General features: G+C 73.6%; 26 protein-coding genes. 18 read left to right on the plus strand and 8 right to left on the minus strand.

Annotation, left to right across the window (positions count from 1 at the left end; translation table 11 throughout):
• Nucleotides 1-8: 8 nt before the first annotated feature.
• From BS72_RS00730 to BS72_RS00765, 8 genes are all read left to right on the plus strand, one after another.
• Nucleotides 9-599: a hypothetical protein gene (locus BS72_RS00730; RefSeq protein WP_037905299.1), complete on the plus strand. Its 591-nt coding sequence runs from the start codon at nt 9-11 to the stop codon at nt 597-599.
• Nucleotides 596-1,426 (plus strand): hypothetical protein, encoded by an 831-nt coding sequence (locus tag BS72_RS00735; protein WP_037905301.1) that lies wholly within the window; start codon nt 596-598, stop codon nt 1,424-1,426. The genes BS72_RS00730 and BS72_RS00735 overlap by 4 nt, the downstream gene beginning before the upstream one ends.
• Nucleotides 1,423-2,250, plus strand: coding sequence for a hypothetical protein (locus BS72_RS00740; RefSeq protein WP_037905302.1), 828 nt, complete (start codon nt 1,423-1,425; stop codon nt 2,248-2,250). The genes BS72_RS00735 and BS72_RS00740 overlap by 4 nt, the downstream gene beginning before the upstream one ends.
• A complete protein-coding gene (locus BS72_RS00745; protein WP_051950359.1) occupies nt 2,247-4,832 on the plus strand; it encodes an ATP-binding protein in 2,586 nt (861 codons plus the stop codon). The genes BS72_RS00740 and BS72_RS00745 overlap by 4 nt, the downstream gene beginning before the upstream one ends.
• Entirely contained in the window at nt 4,829-5,062 is a 234-nt protein-coding gene (locus BS72_RS00750) for a hypothetical protein (protein WP_037905304.1), read from the plus strand. Before BS72_RS00745 ends, BS72_RS00750 begins: the two co-directional genes overlap by 4 nt.
• Nucleotides 5,059-7,188 carry a hypothetical protein gene (locus BS72_RS00755; protein ID WP_037905306.1) on the plus strand — a complete coding sequence of 710 codons (2,130 nt, stop codon included), beginning with the start codon at nt 5,059-5,061 and terminating at the stop codon, nt 7,186-7,188. The genes BS72_RS00750 and BS72_RS00755 overlap by 4 nt, the downstream gene beginning before the upstream one ends.
• 335 nt (nt 7,189-7,523) lie before the next feature.
• Nucleotides 7,524-8,144, plus strand: a complete 621-nt coding sequence (locus tag BS72_RS00760) for a hypothetical protein (protein WP_157856106.1) — start codon at nt 7,524-7,526, stop codon at nt 8,142-8,144.
• Between the two features lie 2 nt (nt 8,145-8,146).
• Nucleotides 8,147-9,352, plus strand: a complete 1,206-nt coding sequence (locus BS72_RS00765; protein ID WP_037905308.1) for a C40 family peptidase — start codon at nt 8,147-8,149, stop codon at nt 9,350-9,352.
• Here the strand turns inward: BS72_RS00765 and BS72_RS36165 are convergent.
• Nucleotides 9,259-9,705 carry a hypothetical protein gene (locus tag BS72_RS36165; RefSeq protein ID WP_157856107.1) on the minus strand — a complete coding sequence of 149 codons (447 nt, stop codon included), beginning with the start codon at nt 9,703-9,705 and terminating at the stop codon, nt 9,259-9,261. The genes BS72_RS00765 and BS72_RS36165 overlap by 94 nt on opposite strands.
• Nucleotides 9,706-10,025: 320 nt before the next feature.
• Between BS72_RS36165 and BS72_RS00770 the strand changes: the two genes are divergently transcribed.
• The 10 genes from BS72_RS00770 (at nt 10,026) to BS72_RS36175 (ending at nt 19,673) form a co-directional block, all read left to right on the plus strand.
• The gene (locus BS72_RS00770) at nt 10,026-11,249 is read left to right on the plus strand and encodes an MFS transporter (RefSeq protein ID WP_232792169.1); all 1,224 of its coding nucleotides are present in this window, start codon (nt 10,026-10,028) and stop codon (nt 11,247-11,249) included.
• A complete protein-coding gene (gene egtD, locus BS72_RS00775; protein ID WP_037905310.1) occupies nt 11,246-12,211 on the plus strand; it encodes an L-histidine N(alpha)-methyltransferase in 966 nt (321 codons plus the stop codon). The genes BS72_RS00770 and egtD overlap by 4 nt, the downstream gene beginning before the upstream one ends.
• 225 nt (nt 12,212-12,436) lie before the next feature.
• A complete protein-coding gene (locus BS72_RS00780; protein WP_078900910.1) occupies nt 12,437-13,315 on the plus strand; it encodes a hypothetical protein in 879 nt (292 codons plus the stop codon).
• A 71-nt stretch (nt 13,316-13,386) separates the two neighbouring features.
• A complete protein-coding gene (locus BS72_RS00785) occupies nt 13,387-13,731 on the plus strand; it encodes an SH3 domain-containing protein (protein ID WP_037905314.1) in 345 nt (114 codons plus the stop codon).
• 124 nt (nt 13,732-13,855) lie between these two features.
• Nucleotides 13,856-14,686, plus strand: a complete 831-nt coding sequence (gene trpA, locus BS72_RS00790; RefSeq protein ID WP_037905695.1) for a tryptophan synthase subunit alpha — start codon at nt 13,856-13,858, stop codon at nt 14,684-14,686.
• 34 nt (nt 14,687-14,720) lie between these two features.
• On the plus strand, nt 14,721-15,476 hold the full coding sequence (locus BS72_RS00795; protein WP_051950362.1) for an HNH endonuclease family protein: 756 nt from the start codon (nt 14,721-14,723) through the stop codon (nt 15,474-15,476).
• Between the two features lie 354 nt (nt 15,477-15,830).
• Nucleotides 15,831-16,625 carry an IclR family transcriptional regulator gene (locus tag BS72_RS00800; RefSeq protein WP_037905316.1) on the plus strand — a complete coding sequence of 265 codons (795 nt, stop codon included), beginning with the start codon at nt 15,831-15,833 and terminating at the stop codon, nt 16,623-16,625.
• Between the two features lie 30 nt (nt 16,626-16,655).
• Entirely contained in the window at nt 16,656-17,948 is a 1,293-nt protein-coding gene (locus BS72_RS36170; protein WP_051950365.1) for a helix-turn-helix transcriptional regulator, read from the plus strand.
• A gap of 328 nt (nt 17,949-18,276) precedes the next feature.
• Nucleotides 18,277-19,539, plus strand: a complete 1,263-nt coding sequence (locus BS72_RS00810) for an MFS transporter (RefSeq protein WP_051950367.1) — start codon at nt 18,277-18,279, stop codon at nt 19,537-19,539.
• Complete coding sequence (locus BS72_RS36175; protein WP_157856108.1) at nt 19,536-19,673, plus strand: hypothetical protein; 138 nt, start codon at nt 19,536-19,538, stop codon at nt 19,671-19,673. Before BS72_RS00810 ends, BS72_RS36175 begins: the two co-directional genes overlap by 4 nt.
• A 69-nt stretch (nt 19,674-19,742) precedes the next feature.
• Here the strand turns inward: BS72_RS36175 and BS72_RS00815 are convergent, their stop codons facing one another.
• The 7 genes from BS72_RS00815 to BS72_RS00845 all read right to left on the minus strand — a co-directional run bounded on the left by BS72_RS00815 (nt 19,743) and on the right by BS72_RS00845 (nt 24,504).
• The gene (locus tag BS72_RS00815) at nt 19,743-20,111 is read right to left on the minus strand and encodes a hypothetical protein (protein ID WP_037905318.1); all 369 of its coding nucleotides are present in this window, start codon (nt 20,109-20,111) and stop codon (nt 19,743-19,745) included.
• 25 nt (nt 20,112-20,136) lie between these two features.
• Nucleotides 20,137-20,676, minus strand: coding sequence for a hypothetical protein (locus BS72_RS00820; protein ID WP_037905320.1), 540 nt, complete (start codon nt 20,674-20,676; stop codon nt 20,137-20,139).
• Nucleotides 20,677-20,823: 147 nt separating this feature from the next.
• Complete coding sequence (locus tag BS72_RS00825) at nt 20,824-21,633, minus strand: hypothetical protein (RefSeq protein WP_051950370.1); 810 nt, start codon at nt 21,631-21,633, stop codon at nt 20,824-20,826.
• A gap of 95 nt (nt 21,634-21,728) precedes the next feature.
• Entirely contained in the window at nt 21,729-22,034 is a 306-nt protein-coding gene (locus BS72_RS00830; protein WP_037905323.1) for a hypothetical protein, read from the minus strand.
• Nucleotides 22,035-22,253: 219 nt separating this feature from the next.
• Nucleotides 22,254-22,427: a hypothetical protein gene (locus BS72_RS36180; protein WP_157856109.1), complete on the minus strand. Its 174-nt coding sequence runs from the start codon at nt 22,425-22,427 to the stop codon at nt 22,254-22,256.
• 26 nt (nt 22,428-22,453) lie between these two features.
• Nucleotides 22,454-23,746: a phosphoadenosine phosphosulfate reductase domain-containing protein gene (locus BS72_RS00840; RefSeq protein ID WP_232792170.1), complete on the minus strand. Its 1,293-nt coding sequence runs from the start codon at nt 23,744-23,746 to the stop codon at nt 22,454-22,456.
• On the minus strand, nt 23,743-24,504 hold the full coding sequence (locus BS72_RS00845) for a hypothetical protein (RefSeq protein WP_037905328.1): 762 nt from the start codon (nt 24,502-24,504) through the stop codon (nt 23,743-23,745). The genes BS72_RS00840 and BS72_RS00845 overlap by 4 nt, the downstream gene beginning before the upstream one ends.
• Nucleotides 24,505-24,525: the final 21 nt, after the last annotated feature.

Below are 24,525 nucleotides of genomic sequence, written 5' to 3' on the forward strand. Positions count from 1 at the left end.
GGCCGGCGATGCGCACCTCCAACACCTACTCGCGCCACTGGGACATCGAGACCCGCCAGCACGAGCTGCTCGGCCTCGACCTGGGGGAGGGGCTGCCCCGCACCACGCTGAAGTACGGGGCGGTCATCTTCCCCCTGTGGTGGGGGATCTGGCTGCTGCTGATCGGCTTCCCCCCGCAGCCGGCCATCCCGCTGTTCCTTCTGCCGCCGCTCGGCCTGACCTACTTCGGGGCGAAACGTTCCACCGCCTACTGGCGGCGCACGAACCTCCTGATGTGGGGGGTGCGGCTGAACTTCCTCCACCACGGCGTCAAGCCCGTCATCGGCCGCGGCCGCATCCCCGCCCCCAAGGGCGGCCTGCGGCTGCGCGCCCAGCGCCTGGGCGAACGGGCCCCGCAGCTCACGGAGATGCCCGCCTTCGGGCCGCTGTTCACCACCGACTCCGACTCCCCCGACGCCGCCGAGTCCTTCGGCCGGCCCGCCCACCTGCGCCCCCGCCTGCGCATGTACGGGCCGGACGCCGTCGCCAAGGCCCGCGCCAAGACCGCGAAGAAGCAGCGCCGCGCCGCGCGGAGCGCCCCGAGGAGCACCGAGAAATGAGCACCTCCCAGACCTCCATCCCCCTGACCGCCCTGCGCAGTTCGGTCCGCCTGAGCGACCGGTACACCCTGGCCGCGCTCGACGCCGCCGCCGACACACCCCTGCTCGGCCTCGCCGACGCCGACCGGCCCGTCCTCCTGCCGGCCGCGGCCGGGCACGTCCTGGTCGCCGCGGGCGCCGGCGGCGGCACCACCAGCGTGCTGCGCTCCCTGGCCGCCCAGGCGCTCGCCCTGGGCGCCCGCGTCGACGTCATCGACCCCAGCAACACCGCACAGGCCTGGGCGCGCGGACTGCCTGGCGTCACCTACCTGTCCCGGATCGCCGCCATCCACGACCACCTGCTGCTGACCGTCGCCGCCCTGCAGGACGGCTGCGCGGACTGGGACGGCGGCTGGCCGGGCCGGCGCGTCCTGGTCGTGGAGAACACCGGCACCGTCGCCTACGGCCTGCGCCAGTACTGGATGCACACCCGCCCCGAGACCCAGCTGGAGGAGGCGCCCGGCGTCGAGGCGCTCGCCGTGCTGCTGGCCACCGGCTGCTCCTTCGGCGTGCAGGTCCTGGCCGGCAACCCCCGCGGCGACATCCCCGGCCTCGGGCACGTCCCCACCCACCAGGTCTTCACCACCCGGCTCCTGGCCTGCGGCGGACCCACGCTGTGGAAGCGGGTGGCCCCGGAGATCTGGGCGCCCCCGGCCGGCTCCGCGATCCCCGGCCGCATGCACCTGGTCGACGAGGGCCGCACCACTGCCGTGCAGGGCCTCTACTTCACCGACGACGAGGCCCGCACCTTCGCCCGCGGTCTTCCCACCCCGAGGCGGACCGCATGAAGCAGAACCTGCCAACCCGCCGCATCCCGGCGGCCGTTCACCTCAACCGCGGCCCGGGCCTGCGCGCGGCCCGGGGCAGCGAGCACCCGCTGATCGGACTCGCCGCCGGCAACCAGCCCGTACGCCTGACGCCAGAGGACGGCCACCTCCTGCTCGTCGCGCCGGCCGGAATGGGCACCAGCACCGTCCTGCGCACCCTCGGTGCGCAGCACCTGGCCACCGGGGGACACCTCGACGTCCTCGACGTCCACCTCGACCAGCAGGCCTGGGCCCGCGGCCTGGACCGCGTGGCCTACCTCGACACGGCCGAGGCGATCGCCGTCCACCTGCACGGCCTGGCCCACCAGGCCCGGCGCCGCGCCGAAGCGGGCCGTCCCGGCCCGCGGCGGCTGGTGCTGGTGGAGGACTGCGGCACCACCGACGTCCTCCTCCACCACCACCTCGACGCCCGGCCCAACGGCACGCCCCTGGACGCGCTGACCGCCGTGCTCGCCCACGGCCGCCTGGCCGGGATGCAGGTGGCCCTGGCCTGCCAGGCCATCCCGCCGGCGCTCGCGCACATCACCGCCGACCTGTTCACCACCCGCCTGCTGATCGCCCCCGACGAGGACACCTGGCAGCGCGCCGGCAGCCCGGCCGACACCCGGCCGCCGCCCGGAAGCAGCCGGCCGGGCCTGTGGCACCACTGCACCGCGGCCGGCGCCCGGCAGGTCCGCGCCGCACGCCTCGACGAGGACGCCGCCACCGCGTGGGCCGCAGACCCCACCCCCTCCCGCTCCGGGCGCCTGCCCGCAGCCCGCACCACGAAGGAGTCCGACCGATGAGCACCTCGACCAAGGCGGCCAAGAAGTCCGTCTCCCGATTCGGCCGGCTGCTGGGCCTGGGCGCCGAGCGGATGATGCGCGAGCCGCAGCTCGTGGCGATCGCCGACGGCCTGGTCGTCACCGACACCGCCGCGGAGGCGTGGTTCACCCTCTCCGGCGCCAACACGGACTTGATGCCCGAGGAGCGCCAGGACATCGAGCAGGACGCGGCCGCGCTCGCCCTGGCGAAGGTGCTGCCCGGCTACGACTGCCACCTGAAGATCGTGTGGTCGCGCCTGGACGGCGAGGTCTACCGCGAGGAGGCCCGGCAGATCTTCTCCGCCGGCGACGTCGAGGCGGTCGCGGACATGTGGGCCGCCCGCCTGGACGACCTCGAACTGCCCCAGCGGCACCTGCTGTTGGGCATACGCATCGCCGAGCGGGACTCGGCGACCAACGCCACCGTGAAGAACAGCGTCTCCGGCGCGCTCGGCGTCGCCCACACCGGCCTCGACGAGAGCGAGCTCGCCCACCTCGACGGTCTGGCACGCCGGATGGAACGCCGCCTGGAGGCCACCCCGTGGCGGGCGCGGATCGCGCCCGCCGAACTGCTGGCCTGGGCCGTGTCCCGCGAGTCCTTCCGGCCGCAGCCCGCCCCGCCCCACCTGCCGACCGTCACCGGCGCGGCCCTGGTGCGCCTGACGCAGTCCAAGGCCATCCCGCACGCCGACCACCTTCGGCTGATGGACTCCCGCGGGCAGACCGCGGCCTGGGTGAGCATCCTGGCGATGCCGGCCTTCCCCGAGGAACTGATCACCCCGGGCGAGCAGGAGTGGCTGCGCTGCCTCAGCGAGATCCGCTACCAGCACCCGGTCACCGGAGACGACCCGCTGGTGTGCCCGGAGGCCTCGATCCGCTTCACGGTCTGGCGCAAGGGCGCCGCGATCAAGGCCGTCGACAAGCAGCGCCAACTCGCCAAGGAACAGCGCAAGTCCGCGGCCGAGGGCAGCGCGGGGGAGACCTTCGCCGAGACGGAGGAGACCGAGGCCGTCATGGAGGACCTGCGCCGGCAGATGTCCCGCGACGGCATGACCCTCCTGGAGGACCACCCGCGGATCATCGTCTCCTCCACCGAGTCCCTGGAGGACCTGCGCGCCCGCTGCGACGGCGTCATCTCCCACTACGCGGGCCTGAGCATCGACGTGACCGTCGCCTCCGAGGAACAGCGCGAGCTGTGGCTGGAGGCCCAGATCGGCGACATGCTGCGCGTCGCCGACCTCGGACACATCCGCACCACCGACGCGCTCGCGGCCTCCATGTTCTGGGGCGGGTCCGAGTCCGGCGACGACGAAGGCCCGATCGCCGGGCTCCTGACCGGCACCACCCCGGGCGTCTGCCGGATCGACATCACCGCCGGCTCGGCCAGGGGCGACGCCACAACCACCGCATTCGTCGGCAGGTCGGGCCGCGGCAAGACCACCAGCATGATGCTGGCCACCCTGATCGCGGGATTGAAGGGCGCCTTCTCCCTGATGCTCGGCTTCAAGGGGGACGAGGGCGGCCTGATCAAGGCCGGCGAATACCTCGGCCTGGACTCCCATCACGTCACCTGCGGTGTCGACACCCCCGCCGTCGCAGACGTCTTCCGCCTGCTGCCCAAGGGCGACGCGGCCCTGCAGGTCGTCTCCCAGCTCCTGATCATCCTGCCCGAGCGGATGCGGGACGCCGGCGTGGAGACCCACCTGCTGCGCGCCGCGAACACCATCGCGGCGCACGAAGACGCCGCCACCTGGCGCGTCATCGAGTACCTGCAGGCCAGCGGCGATCCCCTGGCCGTCGAGGCCGGCGACGCCCTCTCCGAGCTCTCCCGTACCCAGCTCGGGGCGCCGCTGCTGGGCACCCCGAAGGCCGGCGCGTCCCCGCTGCGCCCGGAGCCGGGCCTGTGGCTGGTGCAGGTGCCCGGACTGACGATGCCGCAGGCCGGCACCCGCCCGGCCGACATGACCATGACCGAGCGGGTGTCCCTGGCGCTCATGCGCGGCCTGATCGCATACGCGCTCAGCACGTCGGCCCGCGCTGACCTGCGCAACCTGCCCAAGGTCGTGGCGATCCCGGAGGTGCACGTCCTCACCGGCACCGACGACGGCCGCCGCTTCCTGGACTACATCGCCCGTACCGGGCGCGCCCTGGACACCTCCCTGGCCATCGACACCCAGGACCCCAAGAGCCTCATGGGCCTGGACGGTGTCCTGGAAGCGATCACCACGGTGTGCGCGTTCGAGCAGTCCACGAAGGCCCAGCAGGACGCCATGGCCGAACTGCTGCGCCTGCCGCTGTCCGACAGCACCCGGGCTCTCCTGCACGGCGTGGGCAAGGACGCCCACGGCGACATCCGGCACGGGCACTGCATCGTGCGCGACCGCCGCGACCGCGTCGCCACGATGCAGTGGGACATGCCCTCGCTCGAACTGCGCGACGCGCTGTCCACCAACCCCAAGGACCAGGCCGCCGCCCACGAAGCGGCCCTCAAGGACGCCGAGTCGGTCGAGGAGTTCGCGGACTCTGTCCACACCCCGCCGCAGGAAGGGTCGGAAGCCGCATGACCACCCCCATCCGCCGCAGCGGGCCGGCCGGCGCCGCCTGCACCCTTCCGGGAGGCCCCGTGATCCCCACGCTCACCGCGCGAACCGACCAGACCCGCCGCGGCGTGCCGGGCCGGCTGCGCCGCCTGCGCGCGGCCTACCGCGACGCCGCGCTCGACAACGCCCGCGCCTTCCACGAGGCCACCGGCCTGCCCGCCGGCGCCCCGACACCGAAGGGGACCGCACGATGAGCCCCCTGCTGCGCCGGCCCGGCGAAGCCCTCAGCCCGCGGCCCGCTCCCCGCACCGTCCTGCGCCACAGCGCCGCGCACGGGATGTCCCGGGCGCGAGCCGCAGCCGGCCGGGCCCGCTACCTGCTGCTCAGGCTGTGGCTGTCGATGCCCCGGCTGCGGATGCTGCTCGCACCCACCGCCGGGATCCTGGCCACCCTCGCGGTGTTCGCGCCGTCCGCGGCGGCCGACGGCTCCGACGACTACAAGCCCGGCGGCATCGGCGACATGATGCCCAGCCCCTTCAAGCCGCCGGGCCAGGGCACCCTGTTCGAGTCCTACAGCCCCGAGGTGTACCAGCTCGACAAGCAGCTCTCCGACGACCTGACCGGCGGCGACCTGATCGACGGCTGGCTGCACGGGTTCGGGAACATGCTCATGCAGGTGTTGACGTTGGTGGGTCGCGCCACCGTCGTCATCGTCGGCTGGTGCTTCAACGTCGTCGAGCTGCCCGGCATCGAGCCCGCGATCTCCAAGGCGATCGGCGCGGCGGCCGGACCGATGATGCAGATCTTCCTGCCCTGCGCCGTCGCGGTCGGCGGGTTCATCGCCTGGGCCAAGCGCTCGGAGAGCTCCCCGCTCGGGCAGCTCGCCTGGGTGGCCGCGTCCGCGGCGATCGCCACGACCTTCCTCGTCGCCCCGGCGACCTGGGTCAAGGGGGTCGACAACGGGCGTCAGTTGGGCGCCAGCGTCGCGATGACCACCATCGGTGCCGGCCTGTCCGGCAGCGACGACGCGGCCATGCCGTTCAAGACGCCCGAGCCGAAGTGGAGCAGCAACCAGAAGGACAACACCGTCCGGCGCGCGGGCGACGCCGTGTGGAGGACGTACGTGGCGACGCCGTGGTGCATCGCGGATCTTGGTTCGGTCGCTGCCTGCCAGCGCTGGGGCGACGACGTCGTCAAGCTCGGCACCGACATGGACGCCCGCGAGGACTTCCTGGCCAAGACCCTCAACACCGAGACGGTCGGCAAGGAGGCCGTGAAGTGGCGCCAGGGCCATACTCCGGGCGGCCGGATCGGCGTCCTGATCGCCGGCATCATCTCCTGCGTCATCTTCGCGGCCCTGGCGATCACGATGGCGTTCACCACGTTGGCGTCCCTCATCGGCGCGCTGATGCTCCTCGTGTGCGGAGTCGCGTTCGCGACGCTCTGGTGCATCCCCGGCAAGCCGAGGCAGTGGGGGGTCCAGTGGTTCGAGATGCTCCTGGGCCTGGTCATGGTGTCCTTCACCGCGACGATGCTGCTCGGCTCGGTGATGGTCGTCTCGGTGGCGATGATGTCGCTCCTGCCGACCTATGGCTGGCTCATGGTCTCCGCGCTGAACATCTGCGCGGCCGCCATGGCCTTCAAGGTCAAGGGCCGCCTGGACGGAATCGTCTCGGCCGGCGGCGCGCAGATGGCAGGCCGCGGCGTCCTGAGCACCATCGGCCGCATGGCCAGCGCCCGCCGCCTGCACCGCGCGGTGGCCGGCCGCCGCCGCGGCGGCTTCGGCGACATGGACCGCCACCCCGCCCCCGACTCCGGGCGCGGACGCGGCGGCAACTCCCCCAGCACGTCGAGCGGTTCCGGCTCCAGCGGATCGGACGACGGCAGTCCGGTGCGCAGCCGTCCGACCCGCACCTTCCCGCCTCCGGCCAGCTACCCGCCGCCCGGCCTGCCGTCGGCCGGCACCAGCCGGCCGCCCTCCACCGGCCCCGGCGGACCGACCGGCCCGGCCGGAACCGGCCCTTCGGGACGCCGCGGACGGCCCACCAGCGGTCCACGCCCCGGCCCCAGGCGCGCCGGCCGCGGGCCCGGCCGCCCCGGCTCGCCCACCACGGCCGGCGGATACACGGTGCGGCCCGGAGCACCCCGCCGCACCGGAGTGCCCGACGCCAGCCGCCGCACCGAACCCCGCGTGGTTCAGGGCACGGTCATCAACCGGGGTGCCCAGGGCGACGGTTCACGCTTCCGCTCCTACCCGCCGCCGCCCTCGGCGCCGGCCCGCCCCAGCCGCACGCCCGGCCAGGTCCCGCCCCGCACCGCGGGTCCGACCTCGTCCGGCACCCGGCCCGGACCGCCGTCCCTGCCCCGCGGCTCCTCCTGACCCCGCGGGCCTGACCGGCCCGAACCCAGCCCGCCACCACCACCCGAGAGCCCCGGCGGTCCGGCCGCCCCCGCGGCCGGACCGCCCCGGGCCATCTCGCCATGCCGCCATGCCCTCCGTCCGAGACCGGGAGCCACCGTGCACCACGACACCGACCCCGCCGACGAGCACGCCTCCACCAACAAGACCCGCGCGCCCGTCCCGCAGACCGCCGCCGAATGGCGCGAAGCCCTGCGCCGTGAAGAACTGCCCCCCGAACTGGCCGAACTGCCGCGCCGCCAGCGCCGCCGGGCACGCAAGCACTGGCGCTCCGCGCGCCGTGACGCCCGCACCGAATGGATACGCGCCGAACGCCGCAAGACCCCCACCCCCCTGGTCGTGCCGATCCTCGCCCTGATCGTCGCCGGCGTTGTCGCCGGTGCCGCCTGGCTGATGCCCGACCACCACGCCACCAGCACCCCGCAGGCCCGCCACACCGCCACCCCGCCTCGCAGGCCCCCGGACCCGCCGGCGAGGACCCGGCCGTCGACGCGTCCCCCAGCCCGACACCGACCCCCACCACCCCCGATCAGGTCGCCAAGGCCTTCGTCACCGCATACACGACCCGCTTCCCGCTGAAGGACCAGGACCACGACGCCGCCGTCGAGCGGGCGGCGCCGTACGCCTCCACCCCGCTGGTCGCCAACCTCAAGAAGCACGACGACAAGGACTTCAACCAGCTCGTCGCCGCTCAAGCCGTCTCGGCCAAGCCCACCGAGGTCACCATCGGCCAGCCCAGCGACAAGCAGCGGCCGGCCGTGGACACCTCGATCCGGGTGTGGCGGCAGGCGGACATCACCATCGCCGTCACCGGCACCGACGACTACACCTACACCCGCCACCTGACCGTCGAGGTCACCCGGGCCGACGCCGCCAGCCCCTGGATGGTCACCCGAGTCCTGGGCATCCAGGAGTAGCCGTGGACGAACGTGACATCGTCCGGGGCGCCCTGCAGGCCACCGGCATCGTCAAGAAGGGACTGCAGCTCAAGGTCGGCGCGATCGCCGCCGTGGTCTTCGTCGTGGCCCTGCTGTTCATGGGCATGCTCTTCCCCGGCGGCCCGGCCGAGGCCGCATCCTGCCAGGACACCGGTGCCGGAACCTCCGACGCGTCCGCCGAATCGGGCGCCTCCAGCGGCCAGGCCACCGGCACCCTGCACCAGCAGCAGATCAGCTACGCCAAGACCATCGACTCCGTCGCGAAGAAGTACAAGCTGCCCGGCCGTGCCACCCTGATCGCGCTGATGACCGCGATGCAGGAGAGCACCCTGCAAAACCTCGACCACGGACACCTCGACAGCGTGGGCCTGTTCCAGCAGCGCCCCTCGATGGGGTGGGGCACCAAGGCGCAGATCACCGACCCCACGACCGGCCCGGAGTTCGCGGCCACCTCGTTTTTCGAAGGACGCGGCGGCAACCGAGGCCTCGTCGACGTCAAGAACTGGCAGACCCTGCCTCTGGGCACCGCCGCCCAGAAGGTCCAGAACTCTGCTTACCCCAGCCTGTACGCCGGCCAGGAGAGCGTGATGCGCGCGCTGGCCAAGGAGGCCGGCATCGACGTCGACCGGCCCGGCAGCGCCGGCACCCCCACCGATGCCTCCACCGGCGGCGCCGCCAGCGCGGCCCCGATCACCAGCCAGAACAACGGCTGCCCCGACACCAGCCAGACCGGCGCGGGCGGCGGGGCCAGCAGCGGCACGTTCACCGACGGCAAGGAGACCTGGACCCTGCACAACCCGCGCTCGGTCGCCGAGGCCATCCAGTGGGCCAAGGACCACGCTGGCGCCAACTCCACGGCCAACTGGTACCAGCGCTGCCTGGCGTTCACCGCGAACGTGTACGGCTGGTCCTTCTCCGGCGTCAACTACGCGATCGACCACTACAAGGTCGTCCCCGCCTCCATGCGGCACGACGGCGACCGGCATCCGCCGCCGGGCGCGTTGATGTACTGGGACACCGGGCACCGGGCGGGCCACATCGCCGTCTACCTGGGCGGCGGCAAGATCGCCAGCAACGACATCCTGCGGCCGGGCTACATCGACGTCGTCGACGCCGGGCTCATCGAGAGCAAGTGGGGTGCGAAGTACATCGGCTGGACCCCGCCGGACTTCCCGAAGGCCGGGTGAAACCGGCGCGGGGTGAGGGTCAAGGGGACGTCGGCGGCGCAGCGGCATCCGCGCCGCCGGCCCTCTGGCCGTGCTGCTCCAGCAACTGCACGAGCCGGGACGCCGTAGCGATCGCCTCGCCCATCTCCGCGGAGGCGGGGGGGCCGTTCCACCAGGGCGAGCAGCTGCCCGACCTGGCGCCGCCAGTCGGTCACCTGCTCGCTCGGACCGTCGTAGGGGAGTACCTCGCCCCGGCACGTGACCTGCTCGACGCGCTCTTCGACGTCGACGAGGAGTTCGGCTCGCCACACCAGTTCCGTCAGCTTCTGCAGCGCGTCGGCGCCGGGCGGGCCGGTCTCGGTGTCGCTGTTCATGCCCCGATCGTAGGGCTGCCCGCGGGGCCGCCGCGGCCCTTTCCCCGCACACGCTCCAGCGCCCCGGCTGCCACATCTGCGGCGGCGCGCCGGCGAACTGTATCCACAGGCCGGACGCTCCAGGATCGCCGCACCCGAGAGGCAGACGGTCCAGCGTCCCCGCTGGCCGGCCGGACCTGCCCAGTGCTGCGGAGGCAGATGACGCTCATGGACCGGATCCGTACGCGCCCTCCAGATTCCCACCCGCTGAACACCGGCGCGGACACGCTCACGGCGGCAGGCGCCACGCGTCCCGTCGCGCGGCGGGGGGCGGGATCACCGTGAGCGGACTGGGCACGACGACCTCTGCGCTGCCGGCGGGACATCCCGCAGTGACCTACCGGGACGTCCTGCGCGTGCGGTACCTGCTGCGCCTTCAAGTCGGCACACTCACAGGCCGCCTGCCCAACGGGATGGCCCCGCTGGCCATCCTGCTCAGCACCGCGCACCCGTACGGGTACGCGACGGCCAGCGGCCTCGCGTCCCTCTACCTGATCGCCAGCGCGATCGGCGGACCGCAGCTCGGACGCCTCGTCGACCGCCGGGGCCAGACCCTGCCCTTCACCCTCGGCGCCGCGGTGAGCAGCGCGGCCCTGGTCACCATCGTGGCCGGCCCCCAGCAGCAGGCCTTCACGGCCGTCGCCGTGCTGCTCGCCGGCGCGGCCAAACCACCACTGGAGTCAGGCCTGCGGTCGCTGATCAGCACCGGCCACCTCATGCCTTCACGCAGCCACGAACGGGTGGCCCTGGCCCTGGACGCGGCACTTCAGGAGCTGATCTACATCGCGGGGCCGCTCCTGGTGGCCGTCATCGCGTGGAGCACGTCCGCGGCCGCAGCGATGGGCGCCACCGCCGCCGCCGGTGCGGCCGGCACGCTCCTGGTCGTCACCACGCCGCCCTCGCACGCCTGGCGGCCCGCTGCCGTCCGCCCGGCCGCCTGGCTCGGGCCGCTCAAGTCGCGGCCGCTGCAGGTCCTGTACCTGTCCATGGTCTGCTACGGCATCCCGATCGGCGCGCTGACCCCGCTCGCCCTGGCCGCCGCCACAGAGCATCACCTGCCGGCGCTGTCCGGTGCGCTGCCCGCTGCACTGTCCGTCGGTGCCGTGCTCGGCGGGCTCCTCTACGGGGCGCGCTCATGGCCCGGCACGACAGCGGACCACCTGCTGGTCCTCGCCGCGGCCAGTACGGCTGGCTGGAGTGCGTACGCGCTCGCCAACAGCCCCGTCGCGCTGCTGTTCACCACGCTCATCCCCGGCCTGGTGATGGCCCCGCTGCTCGCGGCCGCCTTCGCAGCAACCAGCGCCCTGGCCCCCCGGGCTCTGATCACCGAAGCGCACGCCCTCCTCGTCGCCGCCCTCGACCTCGGATGCGCGGCGGGCACCGCGAGCGCGGCGGTCCTGCACGAAGTCCTCCTGCCGGCCGCGGCCGCCGCCGCAGCCCTCACCCTCGCCGCCGCCCGACACCACCCAGCGCTGACCGCCCCACCGAAGGAGTCACACTCGTGAGCCCGTTCCGCCTCACCCGCACCCTGAACGACGACACTCTGGACGCCGCGTTGCGCCACGACGTCCTCCACGGCCTCGGCAGCACGCCGAAGACCCTGCCGCCCAAGTGGCTCTACGACGCCCGCGGCAGCGAGCTCTTCGAGATGATTACGTGCCTGCCCGAGTACTACCCGACCCGCGACGAGCGCGAGTTGCTGCGCACGCACGCCCCCGGCATCGCAGCGGAAGCCGGCGCTCGGACCCTCATCGAGCTGGGCTCCGGGTCGTCCGAGAAGACCCAGCACCTCCTCGACGCCCTTCCCGACCTGCATACATACGTGCCCGTCGACGTGAGCGACAGCGCCCTCGATCAGGCGGGACGCGCCCTCGCCCGCGAGCGGCCACGGCTCGCCGTGCACGCTCTCGTCGCCGACTTCACCCGGACCCTCGATCTGCCCGACACCCCCGGTCCCCGCCTGCTCGTGTTCCTGGGCGGCACCATCGGCAACCTCACCCCGGCCGAGCGGGCCGAGTTCCTCACCTCCGTGCGGTCCCTGCTCGGCCCAGGCGACGCGTTCCTGCTCGGCATGGACCTGGTCAAGGACGCGTCGGTGCTGGTCGCCGCGTACGACGACGCCGCCGGCGTGACGGCCGAGTTCAACAAGAACCTGCTGGCGGTCCTCAACCGCGAGCTCGGCGCCGACTTCGTCCCGGACGCGTTCGCCCACGTCGCACGATGGAACCCCGCGGACGAGTGGATCGAAATGCGGCTCCGATCGCTCACGCGGCAGACCGTGAAGATCCCCTCCCTCGGCCTCACCGTCGACTTCGCCGACGGCGAGGAACTGCGCACGGAGGTCTCCGCCAAGTTCCGGCGCCCCGGCATTGCCCGCGAACTCCACCAGGCCGGACTCCAGATGGACCGGTGGTGGACCACGGACACCAGCAGCTACGGCATCGCGCTGGCCCGCCCACTGCCCTGACGCGCCGCACACCACCGACCGCGGCACCCCCGTTCCGCGCTCGCGGACCCGGGCCGTGGGCCAACAGCCCGGCCCGGTGCCCGCCACGGCCGGGCCGCCGAAATCGCCGAACTCTGTCCACAGGCAGCCCGGCCCAAGATCGAACTACCTGCAGGAACTTCGCCTCTGCGCGGCACGAGCGCACAGGCGGTCCTGCTGTTCAGTCACAGGAGGCTGATCTCTTCCATGCGTAGAACCCGTACGCGCGTCCTGCGCCGTGTCGCGGCGACGGTCGCCATGCTGGCCGCGTCCTCGGCGCTGGCCGCTCCCGCGGCACTGGCCGCGGACGCGGACTCCGCGCCGAAGCCGGGCGCCAGCGCTCCGGACGAGGCGTCCCTCGCCCTGACCGCGAAGGTGTCGGCAACCGCTGGCGCGGAGGTCTCCGCCTCGGCGGGGGCGCAGGCACCGGCCGATGCGAGTGACGGTCCGAGCGCGGACCCGACGACCGATCCGACCGACCCCGGTGAGCCGGGCACGGACCCCACCACGCCGCCGACCACCGATCCCACGGATCCCGGTGAGCCGGGCACGGACCCCACCACACCGCCGACCACCGACCCCACCGACCCGGGCACCGACCCGACGGACCCGCCGACGACCGATCCGACCGATCCGCCGACCACGGACCCCACGGACCCGCCGACGACGGACCCCACCGATCCGCCGACCACGGACCCGACGGACCCGCCGACGACCGATCCGACCGATCCGCCGACCACGGACCCGACCGACCCGGGTACGGATCCCTCCGACCCGCCGACCACCGACCCGACCCAGCCGGGTGGCGGGGAGCCGAGCCCGGGACCCAGCCACGACGGCTCCAACAAGCCGGGCCAGCAGGGCGGTTCGGGCAAGGGTGGGTCAACGGCCCACGGCACTCCCACCTCGGACCAGCAGCTGAGCGCCGACACGATCACTCCTGCCGGAAGCCTCGCGCACACCGGCGCTGAAGGAGACACCCAGCTCGCCATGGCCGCCGGCGGATTCATCGCCGTCGGAATGGCAGCCGTAGGCGCCGTCGGCTACGGCAAGCGCCGCGCCAGCCGCCGCTCCGACGCGAGCTGACGACCGGCCGGGGCGTCCGCGCCCCGGCCCCCGCTCCCGGTCAACTCCCGCCACGACAGAAGGACTTTCCCGTGAAGCACGCACGACGACTGGCCACCGTGACCCTGTCGCTGTCCCTGCTCGGCGGCACCGCCGCAGCACTCGCCCCGACCGCGTCCGCGGCCTCGGCGTCCACCTGCACCTACAACCTGGCCGACCACGACGCCCGCGTCGACGGCAACGGCATCAACTACCGGACCGGGCCCTCGACGTCCTACAGCAGCAAGGGCTTCCTCTACGACAACGACCGCCTGCGGGTCTACTGCGGCAAGGGCGACTGGTACTACACCAAGCTCATCCGCCGCTCCAAGAGCGGCCTGAGCTCCGGAACCTACGGCTGGATCCGCAGCGACATGCTGCTCCAGCTCGCCGGCTGACCCGCGCCGGCGGGACGCCACACGGCGCCCCGCCGGCCCGCGCACGGCCGTCTGCCCGCCCCCTCCTCCCCCTGTGCCGCCCGGGGCGCCCCGCCCGTCCCTCCCGCCTCGCGAAAGGCGCCCCATGACCGACCTCACCCCCCACGCGGCCGCGCTGACCGACCTGCTGACCACCAGCCGGCGGCCCGCTCTGGGAGCCTTCCTGCCCGCCGGCTTCCCGAACTGGACCGCCGGGATCGACACTCTCGCCCAGTTCGCCCAGCACGGCGCCGACTTCCTCGAAGTGGGCGTCGCACACCACACCCCGGTCCTCGACGGACCCGACATATCCGAGGCCTACGCCACCGCCCTGGGTCAGGGCGCCGCGATGGCACACGTCATCTCCACCGTGCGCCTGACCGCCGCGAACACGCGCAAGCCGGTCGTCGTGATGAGCTACTGGCAGCCCGTGCGCGCCTTCGGACCCCAGCGCTTCGCCGAAGAACTCGCCGAAGCCGGAGCGGCCGGCGCGATGATCCCCGACCTGCGCGGGGAGGCCGCCGCCCAGTGGCATGCCCTCGCCGCCGCGGCCGGTATCCACGCCCCGCAGTTCGTCTCCCGCCGCGACAGCGACACCGAGCTGGAGCAGACCGCCGCCGCGGCCTCCGGCTGGATCTACGCACCGGCCGCCGACACCCGCACCGGCTTCCAGGGCGACCTGGACATCCCCGGCCTGCACGCCTTCACCGGCCGGCTGCGCGCCCGCACCCGCCATCCCGTCGTCGCCGGGATCGGCATCTCCACGCCCGCCCGCGCCGCCGCGGTCGCCCCGTACGTCGACGGACTCGTCATCGGCTCCCCGCTGGTGCGCCCCCTGCTCAAGGCCGGCGAGGGCCAACAGCACGCCCTCGATCTGCTCACCGCCTTCGCGCAAGCCCTGCGCCCCGCGCCCCAACTGCGGACCCTCCCCGCATGAACCCACCCGTCAACGCCACGGATCGAGAACGCCGTTGAAGACCTGCCTGACCGCCGCCGGCACACTCCTGGCCCTGGCCGTGGCCGCCTGCGGCTGCGCCCCGCACCTGCCCGGCAGCTCCAGCCAGCCACGGGGCGCCTCCGCACCGGCAGCCGCCCGCGCCGCCGGGCCGGCCCTCGGCGCGCTGAAGACGCTGCCGGTCAAGGGCCGCGCCCCACACACCGGTTACGACCGCACCGGCCGGTTCGGCCCGGCCTGGTCGGACACCACCTCCGCCCCCGGGGGACATAATTCGTGTGACACCCGAAACGACATCTTGATCCGCGACCTGCACGACGTCCGCTTCCGGCCCGGATCGCACTGCACCGTCGCCTCCGGGACCCTCCCCGACCCTTACACCGGTCGGAACATCGCCTTCACCCGAGGACCGCGCACCAGCCTCGCCGTCCAGATCGACCACGTCGTCGCGCTCAGCGACGCCTGGCAGACCGGCGCGCAGACACTGACCCAGCAACAGCGTGAGGCATTGGCCAACGATCCGCTCGAGCTCGTGGCGGCCTCCGGTCCGGCCAACACCCAGAAGTCCGACGCCGACGCGGCCTCCTGGCTGCCGGCGAACAAGGCCTTCCGGTGCACCTATGTCGCGCGGCAGATCGCCGTCAAGGCGAAGTACCGTCTGTGGATCACGCCGGCGGAACACACCGCCATGGCCCGGGTGCTGGCGGCCTGCCCCGACCAGCAACTGCCGCGCGACGACAGCCAGGGCGTCGCCCTGAACACCCCGACGTAGAAGCAGGAGCAGCCCGTGCATCCCGTGCGCTCTGCCCGACCGCCCGCCCCCGGACCCGCCCCGCCGCCACCGCGCCGCGCCGCCCGCGGACCCCGCCGCTGGGCCCCCATCCGGAGTGGGAGCACCACAGAATCTTCCAGGAGCCGTACTACCAAGATCCCCTCATCCGCTGGGAGATCGAACAGGACATCGCGGACTTCGAGGTCCCGCCAGCGCGACGCACCGGCCCCCGCCGCCCGCCGTCCTGAACCGGCTCGCCCACCGGCGGCCCCGGGACCGCCACCCGGGGCGCCGCCCCCACCCGCCGCCCCGCGGCACAGGAGCCCGCCACCGCCCGAACCGAACTGGAGTGCCATGCCCGCCCTCGCTGCCCAGCAGACGCTCCCGCCCGCGGCCGCGCTGTCCGCCACCCAGCCCAACCGCTCCGCACGCGCCTTCGCCCGCGTCGTCCGCGCCCTGGTCCAGCTCGGCGCCGACGCCGAGCACCAGGTCGCCGACATCGCCCGCACCGCGGGTCTGCGCCCCGGCCACGCCTCGCGCCTGCTCCTGACCGCGGTCGAGGAGCACTTCGCCGAGCACGGCGGCCGCTACGGCACCTACCGCCTGACCCGCGACGCCACCGCCCTGTTCGGCCCGGCCCCCGCCCGGCCGGCAACCCCGGAGATCACCGAGGCGCTGCACCGCCTGCACCAGGAGACCGGGCTGGCCGTGGCCTGGCACGAGCCGGGATGGCGCCCCGGCACCGGCCTGCACCTCGACCTCGTCGACGTGCTGTGCCGCCAGCCGGCCCTGCGCGCGGACGCCGCCCAGCTGCACAGCGACCTGTCCCGTACGGCCGCCGGTCGCATCGCGCTGGCGTACCTGCCGCCGCAGATGGCCAGCACCGCCGACGGCCGGCCCCTGCGTCTGCCCGAGCACCTGGTCCACGCCGTCACCGACAGCAGGATCGCCGCCAGCCGCACCGCCTCAACCCACAGCCTCGCCACGCCCGTTCAGCGCGGCAGCGCCCTCATCGCCACCCTCACCGTCACCGGGAGCCCCGCCGCCTTCGCCGACCCGCTCACCGTGCAGGAGCACGCCGTCCTCCTGCGGCGCGCCGCCGCGCGCGCCAGCCTGTCCCGCACCGCCGACCTGCGCCAGACCGCCTGAACCGAGCCGACCCGGAAGGGATGCACCACCATGCACACCGCCCGACCTCTCGCCAACGGACTGAGCACCGACCACCCCCAGCCCGGCCTCGTGTTCGTCGACGACACCCACCTCCCCCTCGGCGAGAACAGCCGGCTGAAGGACACCGCGCTGCGCACCGGCGACTTCCACGCCCGAAGCGACGGCCAGTGGTGGGCCTACCTGCCCGACCCCGCCCGCCCGGACCTGGCCTGGTGCGTCCGCCACCACCCCGTGCACGGCCGGTCCGTCCTGCTCTACCCCCTCGCCCAGGCGCCGGCCGTACTGCGCGAGTGGTGGGGCGGGGCCCTGCTGCACCGCGCCGGCGGCTACTGGTGGGACGGCGCCACCTGGCACCGGCCGGGGCAGACCTGGGACCCCGAACGCGCCGCCTATCGGCCCCGCCCCGTACCGGGCGCCACCACCATCACCGCCGACACCTACCGTGCCGACCGGCCGGAGACCACCCCGGCCCGCCCGCTGCGCACCGCCGACATCATCGCCGACGAACCGGCCCTCGCCGAGCACTGGCACGACGACCTCGCCCGGTGGACCGCCCGGCACACCGAGACCGGCGGCCGACCGCTGAGCGCGTGCGTCATCACCCTGCACGCGCCGGAGCTGGACGCCTCCCAACTGCTGGGCGTGCCCGCCGTGGCGGCCACCGCCGGGATCTCCCCCTCCACCCTGCGCGCCTACATCTCCCGCGGGGACTGCGACGTTCCAGCACCCCAGGCGGTCGTCGGCCGCCGCAGCCTGTGGGCCCGCCCCGTCGCCGAGGAGTGGGCCGAGCAGCGCCGCACCGTGGCCGATGGCCCCGTCACCAGCCCCCGGGACACCGCCGGCCTCTCGCCCGGCGCCGCCGACACCCAGCACGCGTTCGCCCGCCTGTTCTTCGACCAGCTCTGGCAGCGCCCCGAGATCCGCAAACGCTGGAACACGCGCCACCGCACCGAGGACGAGGTCCGCCAGGTCGCCGACGAGCTCGGCCGCGCGGTCACCGCGCGCCTGGACGACATCCTTCCCGCCGACGCCCTCGCCGCCACCCTCACCCGCGCCCTCCTTGACGCGCTGACCGGCCGCGCCCGGCCCGGCGAGGACCGCCCGGCCGGCGTGGACCCGTCCCTGGCCGCGATGCTGCTCTGGCTCGACCGCCACCACCCCGACCTCGCCCGCCAGGTCATCCGCGACACCGCCGAAGACGCCCGCCGCCGTCGCGGGACCGCGCCCGCGCACACCGAGCAGCTGCTGCACCGCCTCCTCGCCGACCCGGCCCGCCCGGCCGCCCCGGCCAGCGCCGCCTGACCAACCCCCGCAGCCGCACGTCCGAAACGCCCGATTCCCCGATGAGGAGAGGGCGCACAGCAGCAGATCTCCGGGACGGGAATCACGAACACCGCCCCCGGCGCGCGCTTCCTACCGTTCTGCCAACCCCGGCTCCCGGGGCCCGGCCTGTGAGAGGAGGTAGTCATGCGTCCCTGCCGCAAGAGCGTCCGCTCCGTCCGGTCCGTGCGCAAGGTGGCCTGACCCACCGAGCACGCCCCACCGAAGGCGGCCGCACCCCAACGGGGTCGGCCGCCTTCGTTCTTGCCGCCCCCCCCCACCGCCAGAGCCTCTCCAGGAAGACCCCGTCATGGCCACCGACGCCCCCCTGGGCACCCTCCTCACCGCGCCGGCCCGCACGGCGCGCTCTGTCGTCTGGATCCTCCTCGCGAGTTCCCTGGCCGTGAAGGCCGGCGGCTTCGCATGGGACTTCCTCTCCTACTACGTCGCCACCGGAACCGGACACGGCACCGCGGCCGCCGGCGGCGCGCTCACCGTCTTCGGCGTCGGCTGGTGTCTGGGACAGGCCGGCAGCGGCTGGCTCACCGACCGGCTCGGACAGCGCAGCGCCCTGACCGTGCTGATGCTGCTGTCCGCCGCCGCCTGCTTCGCGCTCGCCCTCGTCCGCTCCCTGCCGGCCCTGCTGACGGTGTCCCTGTTCCTGGGCATGACGATGGAGGCGCACCGCCCGGCGGTCTCCTCGGCGATCAACGACGCCATCGACTCCGACGCGGGACGCACCCGGGCCCAGGCGATGCTGTACTGGTCGGCGAACATCGGCATCGCCGTCTGCGGCGGCGCCGGCGGCTACATCGCCCACCACCACGGCTACCGCGGCCTGTTCCTCGTCAACGGCCTGGTCTGCATCGGCTTCGCCCTCGTCGCCCGCCGTACCCTCTCGGCCCGGCCGCCGGCCGCCGAGCGGCAGGCCCACTCCTACCGGCAGGTGCTCGCCGACCCCGCCCTGCGCTGGATCGGGCTGGCCGCCGTCTTCGCCATGGTCTGCGCCTGGGGTCTGGTGTCCGTCCTGCCGCTGCTGATGACCTCGGACGGCCTGCCGCCGTCCGCGTACGGCACGGCCATGGTCGCCAACACCGTCAGCGTGCTGGTCCTCACCCCGCCGATGATGCGGGTCCTCGTCGGCCGCGGCGAGCAGTTGAAGTACCCGCTCGCGCCGATCCTCGCCGCCGGCTCGGCGATCCTCGGACTGGGCATCACGGTGGCCGCCATGCAGCACACCACGATCGGCTACTCGATCGCCGCGGCGATCCTGGTCCCGGGGGAGATCTGCTACAGCGTCGCCATCGGCGCGTTCATCTCCACCGCGGCGCCCGCTGGCGCCACCGGCCGCTACCAGGCCGTCCTCAGCGGGGCCGGTGCGATCGCCTCGCTGCCGCCGCTGGGGATCGCCCTGGCCCTCGACGCCGGAGGGCGCGTCCTGGTCGCCGTGCTCCTGGGCTCCTGCGCGCTGGCCGCCGTCCTGGCCTGCCGGCCGCTGGCCCGGTCGCTGCGCTCCACCACCCTCCCGGCGCAGGCCGAGACCCGCGCCCTGGTCCCGCAGGAGGCGCCGTGACGTCGAAGTTCACCAACCTGCCCTGGCCCGCGCCCGGCCGCCCCGGCGGAGAAGCACCGCCCGGCACGGGCTCGGACTCCGGACCGGACCGCCCGGACGCCGGCGCGGCGGAGGAGGACAAGACGGCTGGCTGAAGGAACACCGAAGAGGGGCCGGTCCCGCGACGCGCGGGACCGGCCCCTCTTCGTGGGTGGTGCGGTGGTTCAGTGGTCGGCGCAGATGTACGTCTTGATGCGGGGACTGCCCAGGGAGCCGACCTCCGCGGTGACCTCGCCGGTGTTCTCGCAGCCGGAGAAGGAGCACTTCGCGGTCAGCGTGCGCACCATCTCCTCGCCGACCGCGCGTGTACGCGGGGGCAGCCGCATCGTCAGCGGGCGCTCTGCATCGGCGGTGAGCTCCAGGCGCCACAGCCGCGGATCGTCGTCCTGGCCGCTGTGGGTGACGGTGAACAAGGTGGCGCCCAGGGTGTCCATGCGGACCTTGTCTCCCGGGTGGAAGCTGGAGAGCCACCAGGACCTGTCCGGCCGCGGGTCGCCGTCGATCAGCAGGACCTCGGCGCTGGTCGTCGTCATGCGGTTCCTCCGTGGGCAGTTGGGGTCACGAGGCGCTGGCGAGCAACTCGGCGACGGGGTCGGCGCTGTGGGCGTACTGGTCGCCGTCCGCCTCCGCGCTCTGCGCTATCCGCCAGGCACCGTCCTCCTTGACCAGGCGCAGGGCGTAGCGGAAGGGGTCGTTGCCGGCGCGTTTGCAGGTGGCCAGGGCGCCCTTGCCGGCGGGCCGGGTGCCGGACGCTGCGACGTCCTGGACGTGGTCGATGGTCACGGTCAGCGTCGTGTTGTCCGGTTTCTGGTCGGCGAAGTAGCCGGTGTAGGTGGTGACGCAGCCCTTGAGGGAGCCGCCGTCCTTGGAGTAGTTGGGGCGCGCGGCCTTCGTCTCGAGGTTGCACATCTTCTCGGGCTGCGAGGGACGCGACATCCAGGCGGTCATGTAGCTCTGGGCGGTGTTCGTCACCTCCTTGGTGTCCCGCTGGGCCGTGTCCTGCCCGGACGGTTTGCCGTCGTCGGAGCTGCCGCAGGCGCTGAGGGTGAGCAGAGCGGCTGCGGCCGCGGCGGCGGTCAGTGCGTGTCGTGCGGTCACGGCGGGCTTCCTCCTTGGCGATCGGCCGGGCCCGAGTGGCCGGCCGCGGTAGACCGATCATGAGTTCTTCGACTGTTTCACGTGCAAGTTGAGGCGCGTGGTTCTCCTGGGGCACCGTCGGGATCCGGCCGTGTTCACGGGAGCGGGTCACCGCGGGCCGGGGCGCTGGGCGGCGGCGGTGATCCACTGGGCGAGGTCCTGCTCGTAGCGGCGGCGGGCGACGATCGCGCCGCCGTGGAGGGCGGCCAGGTCGGGCTCGTGGGCGTCGATGTCGGCGGCGAGCCAGTCGGGCATGACCTTGATGAGCTCTTCCACGGTGCGGCCGCGGCCGGGAGTCGCGCTGCGGGCCAGGCAGTTGGTGACGAGTTCGGTGAGAGCGGCACGGTCCTGGCGGGGGCTGCCGGCGGCGGCCGCTGCTCCGGCGAGTTCGGCCAGGATCACGTCGTGCATGAGGCGGTTGTAGTGCGCGTCGTTCAGGGCGTGGTGCTCGGGGGTCTGCTGGGCGGGGACGGTGATGCGGAAGTCCTCGATCAGGTCGGCGAGTTCACGGTGCCGGTAGGGGACGCCGTCGGGCATGAGGCCCCAGTCGTGGTCCCACAGTGCGTGGATGCGGATGAGATCGCCGGCCCCGAAGTAGGCCCACATCCGTGCGCCGACGCGGGGGGCGTAGTAGGCGGCGATCTCCTGGCGGATCCGGTCGACCGGCTTGACGTCCGGGTGGGCCCGGTCGAGGGCGAGGTCGGCGGTGAGCGGCAGGAGCGGCCACACGTGCTGCCTGAGCCAGACGGCCGCCTCGTCGCCGGAGTGCCGGACGTAGTGCTCGTCCATGTCGGCGTTGACGGCGTAGTAGTCACGGCCGGCGCGATCGGTGATGCCGACCGAGATCAGACCGCGCACGGTCAGGTCATGCCGGATGAACTCGCAGTCGGCGTAGGTGTCGTGCGGGGCGGGAAGCACGGATTCTCCTTGATCGTGGTGCTCGGGGCAGGATGCCGGACGGCACTGACACCGCCGGCGGGCCGGCGCCGGTGAGGGTGCCGGCCCGGGCGGGGTCAGCTGGTGATGCGGCCGGTGACGAGGTCGAGGGTGAGGGTGTCGGAGCTGTCGGGGTGGGTGACGGCGGAGAGGTCGGCGAGGTGCTCGGCGACCTTGTCACCGCAGTCCAGTGCGCTGACGGTGCCGTCGGCGTGGACGAACTCCGCGCTCATCTCGCTGTAGAACACGCCGTTGTCCCAGGTGCCGGCGCCGAAGCGCACCGTGGTGACCGGGCTCCTGCTCCAGGTGTCCCCGCTGGCGACAGCCAGCGAGGCCTCCCAGCGCACGGACTCCAGGAGCCGGGAGCCGAAGCGTCCGGCCATGCGCTCCTCGCACAGGGCGCTCAGCGCGCACAGCCGGTCGACGTTGAGGGAGTCGAGCCAGGTGCCGAACGTCGCCTCGAATTCGCGGCGGGCGGCGAAGTACGGGTGGGGGACGTGGATGGTGGCATCCGGGGCCGTGGGGGCGGGCGCGATGCCGGCGGGCGGGGCGGGGGCGAGGAGCGCGGCGGTGATGGGTGTTCCTTCCTGATGGGGCGGGGGTCAGACGGGGCGGTTGGTGCGGCGGGCGAGCATGCGGGCCTTGATGAGGGCCTGGTCCGGCATGGCCCAGGTGTGCCAGCCGGCAGCGGTGGTCCAGCGCTGGAAGTGGCCGTCCCGGTCGAGGCCGCAGTGGCGGCAGGCGGTCGGGGCGGTGGGGCGGCGGGTCAGGGGCACGGGCTGGCGGTTCCTTCCGGGACGGGTCAGGCGACGAGGCCGAAGCGGGCGAGGTAGCCGGTGCGGGTCAGGCCCAGGCGCTCCAGGTACGCGGCGGCGGCCTGTTCGCCGACGTGGCGGCGGATCGCGTCGCCGGGCTCGAAGGCGAGGGGACCGTCCGTCTCCTGGCGGCGGCGTGCCTCGGCGACGACGTCGGCGAGGGAGAACTTGTGGGTGAAGCGGTGGCCGATCCGCTGTTCGACGTCGACGTACGCGGCCGGGGTGTCCAGCTTCCACAGCCAGCACAGGCGGGTGGCCTCGACGAGGACCTCGAACGGCGCGAGGATGCAGTACGTGCAGCTCAGGCGGGGGATGTTGGTGTCGTAGACGGGGTGGTACTCCAGGGTGCGGGAGGCGATCTGCTCCCAGATGTCAGCCTCGGTGAGGTCGAACGCGGGGTGCCAGGTCAGGACGAGCCGGCGCCGGGTGCTGGCCCTCTTGTCGATGGCCAGGTTCCGCTTGCGGCGGCGGGCGGGGGACTCGGCGGCCCGGATCCCCAGGCAGTTGAGGATGACCGCCTGTTCGTCCAGGTTGAGGGCTCCGGCGATCTCGGTGAACAGCTTCGCCGCCTCGTCCCTCTTCAGCGTCGCGGTGCACAGCCTGTTCTGGGCATCGGGGAACATCCCCCGGCCCTCGACCATCGACAGGAACGTCTTGGGCGAGCGGACCGTGACGAACCGCAGCCCGTAGCGGCGGGCCTGGCGCTCGGCGAGCTCGCGGACCCCCGGCCAGTCGGCGCCCTGCAGATCGGCGTGGACGACGACCACCTTCTCCAGGCAGCCGGCCTCCATCGCCCAGGTCGCGATGCGGTCCACTACGACGACCGAGTCCTTGCCGCCACTGGACTGCACCGTGATGGCCGACACCGCCCGCAGGAACTCCGGCGGCATGGAGGCGAGTTCGTCCAGGAGACGCTCGGCCGCCGTGCGGTGCCCACCGTCGCCCAGGGGGCCTGCTGCGGCCGTGCTCCAGGCCTGGGCGAAGCGACCGTGGGTGGTGCGGACCGCCGTGGCCGCGCGCCGGCGCCGTCCGGCGGCCGCGAGCTCGGTGTCGCAGAGCTGCTGGTAGGTGTCGAGCGTCTGCTGCAGGGTGAGGGCGGCGTGCTGGTAGTCGTCGCCTGCGGTGGAGGCGGCGTGCTGCCAGCGGCAGAGGTCGGCGAAGGCATCCTCGCGGGCACCGAGGATGGTGCGGTGCTTGCTCTCGGCCCGGGTCAGGGCGCTGTCGGCGACGTCGGCGAGCCGGGCGTGCTCCAGCAGCCGCAGCCGAGTGGCCACGTTCACCGGGACGCCCCGCAGGCGGGCGCCGCAGCCGGTGCGGGAGTCCGGGCGGTCAGGAGGGCGGCCAGGGCGTGAGCCGCCCTGGAGCTGTCGGCGGCGCAGTCCATACCGGTGCGGTCACTGACCAGCAGTTCGGCGTAGTCGCCGCCGTCGTCGACGAACCCGTACCAGCCGCCGTGCATCCACGCCGGGTGGTTGGCGCTGTAGCTCTCTCCGGAGCCGAGCACCCGGTAGAAGAGGACCTCGAAACCGGGGGCGCGGTGGGCGACGTGACTGTTGCCCGCCTTGTCGCTCTCCACCGACGCCTCGATCCCGCGTGCGGCGAGCGCCTCGATCAGCAGTTGAGAGGCCGGGCGTTCGTCGACGGCGGGAAGTCCTGCCAGACGACGGCCCAGCACGCTGATGTAGGCGGGGTCGGCTGCGGTGCCGGGGACGCCGTGACCGGTGAGCCGCACAGCGAGGCCCTCGCGCAGCAGGGACTCCAGCGTCGGCCAGGCGACGGCGGGGGAGATGCGCCCGGTGGCTTCCGAGCTGAGCAGGGCGTTGAGCTTCGGCACGGTCAGCAGCGCGGCACGGCCTTCTGCCGTCAGGGAGTAGCGGACCGGGCCCGGTGCGCCGTCCGACTCCGGCTGGATCCACTCGCGCCGGGCCATGGTGGCCAGGGACCGGGCGGGGATGTTTTCGGGCATCAGCAGGTCGTTGTCACCAAGCGCGGTGAACATCCAGCCGCGCTGGCGGCTGTTGGGGGGAGTGGGGGGCATGTCCGGGAACCTCCTCGATGG

This window comes from Actinacidiphila yeochonensis CN732 (genome assembly GCF_000745345.1).
In the GTDB taxonomy this organism is placed as follows: domain Bacteria; phylum Actinomycetota; class Actinomycetes; order Streptomycetales; family Streptomycetaceae; genus Actinacidiphila; species Actinacidiphila yeochonensis.

Bases quoted from the DNA above. Each gene is read 5' to 3' on its own strand.
- BS72_RS00730 (WP_037905299.1), top strand. From the start codon at position 9: ATGCGCACCTCCAACACCTACTCGCGCCACTGGGACATCGAGACCCGC.
- BS72_RS00735 (WP_037905301.1), top strand. From the start codon at position 596: ATGAGCACCTCCCAGACCTCCATCCCCCTGACCGCCCTGCGCAGTTCG.
- BS72_RS00740 (WP_037905302.1), top strand. From the start codon at position 1,423: ATGAAGCAGAACCTGCCAACCCGCCGCATCCCGGCGGCCGTTCACCTC.
- BS72_RS00745 (WP_051950359.1), top strand. From the start codon at position 2,247: ATGAGCACCTCGACCAAGGCGGCCAAGAAGTCCGTCTCCCGATTCGGC.
- BS72_RS00750 (WP_037905304.1), top strand. From the start codon at position 4,829: ATGACCACCCCCATCCGCCGCAGCGGGCCGGCCGGCGCCGCCTGCACC.
- BS72_RS00755 (WP_037905306.1), top strand. From the start codon at position 5,059: ATGAGCCCCCTGCTGCGCCGGCCCGGCGAAGCCCTCAGCCCGCGGCCC.
- BS72_RS00760 (WP_157856106.1), top strand. From the start codon at position 7,524: ATGGATACGCGCCGAACGCCGCAAGACCCCCACCCCCCTGGTCGTGCC.
- BS72_RS36165 (WP_157856107.1), bottom strand. From the start codon at position 9,705: ATGAACAGCGACACCGAGACCGGCCCGCCCGGCGCCGACGCGCTGCAG.
- BS72_RS00780 (WP_078900910.1), top strand. From the start codon at position 12,437: ATGCGTAGAACCCGTACGCGCGTCCTGCGCCGTGTCGCGGCGACGGTC.
- trpA (WP_037905695.1), top strand. From the start codon at position 13,856: ATGACCGACCTCACCCCCCACGCGGCCGCGCTGACCGACCTGCTGACC.
- BS72_RS00800 (WP_037905316.1), top strand. From the start codon at position 15,831: ATGCCCGCCCTCGCTGCCCAGCAGACGCTCCCGCCCGCGGCCGCGCTG.
- BS72_RS36170 (WP_051950365.1), top strand. From the start codon at position 16,656: ATGCACACCGCCCGACCTCTCGCCAACGGACTGAGCACCGACCACCCC.
- BS72_RS00810 (WP_051950367.1), top strand. From the start codon at position 18,277: ATGGCCACCGACGCCCCCCTGGGCACCCTCCTCACCGCGCCGGCCCGC.
- BS72_RS00815 (WP_037905318.1), bottom strand. From the start codon at position 20,111: ATGACGACGACCAGCGCCGAGGTCCTGCTGATCGACGGCGACCCGCGG.
- BS72_RS00830 (WP_037905323.1), bottom strand. From the start codon at position 22,034: ATGGCCGGACGCTTCGGCTCCCGGCTCCTGGAGTCCGTGCGCTGGGAG.
- BS72_RS00845 (WP_037905328.1), bottom strand. From the start codon at position 24,504: ATGCCCCCCACTCCCCCCAACAGCCGCCAGCGCGGCTGGATGTTCACC.